We start from the raw sequence: 5,088 nt of genomic DNA on the forward strand, positions 1-5,088 counted from the left end.
CTGGTGACGGGGGCGGTGGCGGTGACACCGGTGAGCAGGCGGGCGCCCGCGGCGACGGCGTGGGCGGCGAGATCGCGGTCCAGCTCGCTGCGACGCCGGGCCAGCCCGTAGGACGGCAGGCTGGCCTGCTCGGGCCAGGGAATGTGCAGCTGGTGTCCGCCGCCGATGACGCGCAGCCCCTGGTTGCGCTGCCAGGTGGAGGTGTCCACGCCCATGGAGGTGAGCTCGCGCACGGCGGCGGGGGTGAGCCCATCGCCGCAGACCTTGTCCCGGCCGAGCTCGTGCCGTTCCAGCAGCAGGACGTCCATGCCGAGTGTGGCCAGGTGGTAGGCGGCGCTTGAGCCGGCGGGTCCGGCACCGACGATGACGACGTCGGCGCTCAGGTGGCCAGTCATCGCTGCGTGCCTCCTTCGCATGCGGCTCGGGATGTTGGGCGGTCGCCGGGGTGACGACCACGGCCCCGGGGGCCGTGTGGGCTTACGGGGACCGTTGGCGACCTTACCGGCTAGCCCGGCCACTGCACCGACGCCAATTGTCAGCACTGCCGGGCCGCCCAGTTTTTCCCAGCGATCCCCAGGATAACGCGCGAGCATCAAACCGGGGCGCGGCGGGGGCGCAGGGACACGATTCCCCTATTTAGGGACACCTGCCCTTGCGTATTGATGACCGTGCGCGCCGGGGCCTGCACCCGCCGGGCGAACCGAGCCGGGAATCTGCGAGGATTGCCCCATGAGCCGAGCTTCTCTCGCCAAAGACCCCCGTGAGGTCGCGGGCATGTTCGACGCCGTCGCACGCCGCTATGACCTGACTAATGACGTCATGAGCCTGTGGCAGGTGCGGATGTGGCGCGCTGTCACCCGCGCCGCCGTCGCCGCCGCCCCGGGGATGAAGGTGCTGGATCTGGCTGCCGGCACGGGGACCTCCAGCGTCGACTATGCCGCCGATGGCGCGCAGGTGGTGGCCTGCGACCTGTCCGCCGGCATGGTCGCTGAGGGGCGGCGTCGGCACCCCGAGATTGAATTCGTCGTCGGCGACGCCACGAAGCTGCCCTTCGCTGACGACACCTTCGACGTCGTCACCATCTCCTACGGGCTGCGCAATGTGCAGGACACCATGGCGGCCCTGGCGGAGATGGCGCGAGTGACCCGGCCCGGCGGACGCATCGTCATTGCGGAATTCTCCACCCCGGTGCACTTGGCGTTCCGCAGGCTCTACCACTTCTACCTGGGCACGGCCCTGCCGGCCGCCGGACGCCTGGTGTCCTCCAATGCCGATGCCTACGGCTACCTGGGGGAATCGATCCTCGCCTGGCCGGATCAGGAGACGCTGGCCGCACTGATGCAGGACGCCGGCTGGCGCGGCGTCGGCTACAAGAATCTGTCCGGCGGGATCGTCGCCATTCACCGCGGCACCAAGCCGGAGGCCTGAGGTGAGACCACCGGCCTCAGACCGGGTCGCCGCAGCGCAGACGCTGCCCGCGACACAGGCTGCGGCCGCTCCGGCGCGCCTGTCCTTTCGCACGCTCCCTCTGCCCGACGGCGTCCTCGCCGCAAACGCAGGTCGCGATCCGCGCGGTGAGCCGGCCCCGGGCGGCGCTCCGCTGCCTGACGACTCCGACAGCAGCAGGCGGGTCCCGCGACTGCTCGACCTGCTGGCCGGCCGGGAGGACGTCGTCTCCTGGGTGCGTGAAGGGTACGGCCTGGTCGGCTGGGGGCGTGTGCTGTGCCTGGAGGCGTGCGGCCCCGACCGGATCGAGGCGCTGCGAACAGCCTGGCGCGCCACCGTCTACGCCTCGTGGTGGCGCGACCCGCTGGTGCGTCCGGGCACCGGCCCGGTCGCCCTGGGCACGATTGCCTTCTCCCCCGTTTCCGCCGCCACCTCCGTGCTGGTGGTGCCGCGGGTGCTCGTCGGCCTGGACGCGGTGGGCACGTGGGTGACGACGGCGGTGCCCGAGGGCCAGAAGCATCCGGCGCTGGCGGACCTGCTGGATGAGTTGCGCGCTGCCGGGCCCCTCACGCCCGTATCTCCCCCGGGAGACTCGGCACCGGTGGTCGCCACCGGGTCGCTTACCGAGGAGGCGTATCTGGCCGCCGTCGCCCAGACGCAGCGGCGCATGGCGGCCGGCGAGGCCCGCAAGGTCGTGCTGGCCCGCGATGTGCTCGTATCCCCGCCCGCCCCGCTGGCCACCGGGGACCTGCTGCGGCGGCTCGGTGCCGGCTACCCCTCCTGCTGGAGCTTCGCCGTGGATGCCATGGTGGGCGCTACTCCGGAGTTGCTGGTGCGGTTGTCCGGAAGGCGTCTGGCCAGCCGCGTTCTGGCGGGGACGGCCCGGCGCAGCCCCGGCGAGCCCGCGGCGCGTGAGCGCGAGGCGGCTCGGCTGGCGCAGTGGCTGGAGGCGTCGTCGAAGAACCGTGCCGAGCACGAGCTGGCACGTTCCTCGGCGCTCACGGCGCTCGAACCGTTGTGCTCAGTGGTGGAGGCCTCGGCACCGCACGTGCTCACCCTGCCCAATGTGCTGCACCTGGCCACCGACATCACCGGGGTGGCGGCCGGGGACACCGGGGCGCTCTCGCTGGTACGCGCCCTGCACCCCACCGCAGCCGTCTGCGGCACGCCCACCGCGGCGGCAGCGCGCATCATCGCCGACGTGGAGGGCATGGACCGCGGACGTTACGCGGGGCCGGTGGGATGGGTGGACTGGCACGGCGAGGGCGAGTGGTGCATCGCGCTGCGCTGCGCCGCGCTGCCGCCCGGCGGGGCGGGTCCGCAGGCGCCGGCGCGAGTCTTCGGCGGCGGCGGGATCATGCCCGACTCGGTGCCCGCCGACGAGTTGGCCGAGACGCAGGCCAAGATGCGCCCCATGCTCTCCGCCCTCACCGCCAGTTGAATTCAGGAGTCCTGACGCTCCTTCAGCGTCACCGGAACCTGCATTTCCTCGCCGTTACGAATAATCGTCAGGGTCACCTCGTCGCCGGCGGAGTACTGCCGCACGAAACCTGTCAGAGCCGCGGCCTGACTGGTGGCCTTCCCATCGATCGCGGTGATGACGTCGCCCTCCTTGAGGCCGGCCTCATCCGCCGGGGAACCGGACTCCACGGTGCCGACCTCCGCGCCGGCGCGGGTGACGCCGTCGGAGGTGGTGGCGCCGCCGTTGCCGATCGATACGCCCAGGTAGGCGTGCGTGGCGGTGCCGGACTCAATGAGCTGGTCGGCGATCTTCTGGGCCAGGTTGGAGGGAATGGCGAAGCCGATGCCGATGGAGCCGGAGGACTCCCCCGAGGAACTCGACATGGAGGCGATCGAGCTGGTAATGCCGATGACGGCGCCGGTCTCGTCGAACAACGGGCCACCGGAGTTGCCCGGGTTGACCGCCGCATCGATCTGAATGGCGTTGGTGTACACCTCGGTGGTGGTGGTCTGGGACTGGCCGAGGAGGCCACCGAGCGGGCCGGGCAGCGAGGACCCGCCCTGGTCATCGGTCTCCTCCTGGGTGGTGACCACGGGCCGGTCCAGGGCGGAGATGATGCCGGTGGTGGCGGTGGATGACAGGCCCAGCGGGTTGCCGATGGCCATGACGTCCTCGCCGACGATGAGGTCGTCGGAGTTACCGAACTGCGCCACCGTGAGGTCATCCGGAGCGTCGACGAGCTCGATGACCGCAAGGTCCGTGGCTGGGTCGGTGCCGGTTAGCTCCGCCTCGTAGATGCGCCCGTCGGCGAGCGTCACCTGAATCTGCGTGGCGCCGGCCACCACGTGGTTGTTGGTGATGATGTGGCCGTTGGCGTCGTAGATGACGCCGGAGCCGACGGCGGTGCCGTCGTTGACGGCCACGGTGATGGCCACGACGGCGTTGGACACGGCCGCGGTGACGGCCTCCCAGTCCGGGGCGGTGCCGGTGGAGGACACCGTCTGGGTGGTCGAGCCCGTGGCGATGGCGGTCGGGGCGGACGTGGCCCCGGCGGTGTCGTCGCCGTCGCCGAAGTAATGAACGGCGGCCACGGTTCCGCCGGAGGCGAGCAGCGCGGTCACCAGCGAGGTGGCGATGACGCCGCCCCAGCCGGGGCCGCGACGGCGGCTCGGCTCGGGAGCGGAGGAGGTGGGCGTCTGGTAAGGGGGCTGCCCGCTGCCGACGCTGGAGGAGCTCTGCGCGCTGGGAGCCTGATAGGGGCTCTGGTAGCCGCTGGTGCCGGAGGCCTGGGCGCCGTAAGACCAGGAGCTCGATCCCTGCTGCGACTGCCCGTAGGGGGCGGATCCAGCAGTGGGTGCGGTGCGACCGAAGTTGTAGCCGGCGGGCGGCTGCGGTGCGGACGTGTACGGCGAAGAACCAGAGCCGCCGTAACCGGATGCCGCCGGGCGCGACGTCGCGCCATCAGGCAGTTGGCGGGTGGGCTGGTCGCCCTCCGACGGCTGCTCGGCGTCACCCGCTGCGGCAAAGGGATCGTTCGTGCTCATGGCTCTCCTCCTCGGACCGTCGGCCCGCTCAGTAGACGAGTCTCACCCAATACGTGCGACCTGGGGCATTTCCGACACTAGTCTGGGACTTACCTGTGAAAGCGGTGCTGGCGGAGGACACGCCGCCGCATCAGCCTTGTACGCTCCCCCGCGACGCGACCGCTTTCGCCACGCACGCGGCCGCCGTCAGGGCACGCCGGCGGATGGATGCGCGCTCATGCGCAGATGCACGACGGACAGCCCCCGTACCGGCTCGGCAAGGAGCGCTTGCAACTCACCGAGGTCCGTGGGCCGGTGGACGACGGCGCCCAGGGCGGCGGCGAGGTCGCCCGGATCGGTAGCCTGCGGCGTGGTGAAGTAGCGGGAGAAGTGCTCCGCGGGGGTGACGGCCGGGTATTCCAGGGTGGAGAAGATGGCGCCCCCGGCGTCGTCGATGACAATGACCTGCAGGTCGGGCTCGGCCTCCAGCCGTCCCCGAGACAGGCTCATGGCGTCGTGGAGGAAGGCGAGATCGCCGACGACGGCGCGCACGGGCAGTCCGCGGGCCCAGGCGGCGCCGAGGGCGGTGGCCAAGGTGCCGTCAATGCCGGCCAGTCCCCGGTTGGCGATCGCGGCCGGGGCGGGTCCGTGGGTTAT

Annotated in this window: 5 protein-coding genes; 2 read left to right on the forward strand and 3 right to left on the reverse strand. The window is 71.5% G+C overall.

Annotated features, from left to right (window positions below):
* On the reverse strand, positions 1-395 hold a 395-nt coding region (locus tag RWX45_RS09465; protein WP_316023482.1), incomplete at its 3' end, for an FAD-dependent oxidoreductase.
* 334 nt (positions 396-729) lie between these two features.
* Here RWX45_RS09465 and RWX45_RS09470 point away from each other — a divergent pair.
* Positions 730-1,428: a demethylmenaquinone methyltransferase gene (locus RWX45_RS09470; RefSeq protein ID WP_316023483.1), complete on the forward strand. Its 699-nt coding sequence runs from the start codon at positions 730-732 to the stop codon at positions 1,426-1,428.
* A 43-nt stretch (positions 1,429-1,471) separates the two neighbouring features.
* Positions 1,472-2,887 (forward strand): isochorismate synthase MenF, encoded by a 1,416-nt coding sequence (locus RWX45_RS09475; protein ID WP_410050707.1) that lies wholly within the window; start codon positions 1,472-1,474, stop codon positions 2,885-2,887.
* A gap of 2 nt (positions 2,888-2,889) precedes the next feature.
* Here the strand turns inward: RWX45_RS09475 and RWX45_RS09480 are convergent, their stop codons facing one another.
* Both RWX45_RS09480 and RWX45_RS09485 read right to left on the reverse strand, forming a co-directional pair.
* On the reverse strand, positions 2,890-4,452 hold the full coding sequence (locus RWX45_RS09480) for a S1C family serine protease (RefSeq protein WP_316023484.1): 1,563 nt from the start codon (positions 4,450-4,452) through the stop codon (positions 2,890-2,892).
* Between the two features lie 186 nt (positions 4,453-4,638).
* The coding region (locus RWX45_RS09485) for a thiamine pyrophosphate-dependent enzyme (protein ID WP_316023485.1) at positions 4,639-5,088 on the reverse strand (450 nt) is incomplete at its 5' end.

This window comes from Actinomyces sp. MRS3W (assembly GCF_032465695.1).
Taxonomy (GTDB): Bacteria; Actinomycetota; Actinomycetes; order Actinomycetales; family Actinomycetaceae; genus Actinomyces.